Consider the following 568-nt stretch of genomic DNA (forward strand, 5'->3'; position numbering starts at 1 on the left):
CGCCAGCAACTGAGCGACGACATGGTGGAGGTGCTCGCGGATATCGCCGAGGCGAACCGGGCGGCGCGAGGGATGGACGGTAGCGCCACGAGCAGCGCGTTCAACCAGATCGTAAACCCCGAGAGCACGATCAACCGTGCGCTCGAGACAGCCACGCCGTACACCCGAGAGCAGACGGTCGCCATGCTCCGGGAGCAGTCCAAAAACTGGCTCACCAAGTCGGTCACCGGGGTGGACGACGCCGCGCAGGCGGCGGTCGCAGACGGTGGCGTATCGCTGCGCTCCGCAGGATACGAGCATGGCCTCGGCGCCTACGCGGACGACATGAAGGCGCTGCTTGGCTTCGAGCCGAAGCCCGGTCAGTACCCCGACTCGATGGTAGCCCAGGCGGTGGACTTCATCTGGGAGGGAGTGGAGAAGGTGCGCCTTCCCAAGAAGCCGACGCGCCCCAAGGTCGGCAGGCGTCCCGGGAAGCACGAGCCCGCGGAGCGGGCTGCGTGGGACGCTGCCAACGCGGAGCAGCTCGGCGCCTACCGGCGCGCGCTGGACGAGTGGCAGAACGTCATCA

The 568-nt window shown here is 68.1% G+C and carries 1 protein-coding gene; it reads left to right on the plus strand.

Features of this window, described 5'->3' with window-relative positions; translation table 11 throughout:
- On the plus strand, positions 1-568 hold a 568-nt coding region (locus tag GY812_17650; protein ID MCP4437306.1), incomplete at both ends, for a hypothetical protein.

Source organism: Actinomycetes bacterium (genome assembly GCA_024222295.1).
In the GTDB taxonomy this organism is placed as follows: domain Bacteria; phylum Actinomycetota; class Acidimicrobiia; order Acidimicrobiales; family Microtrichaceae; genus JAAEPF01.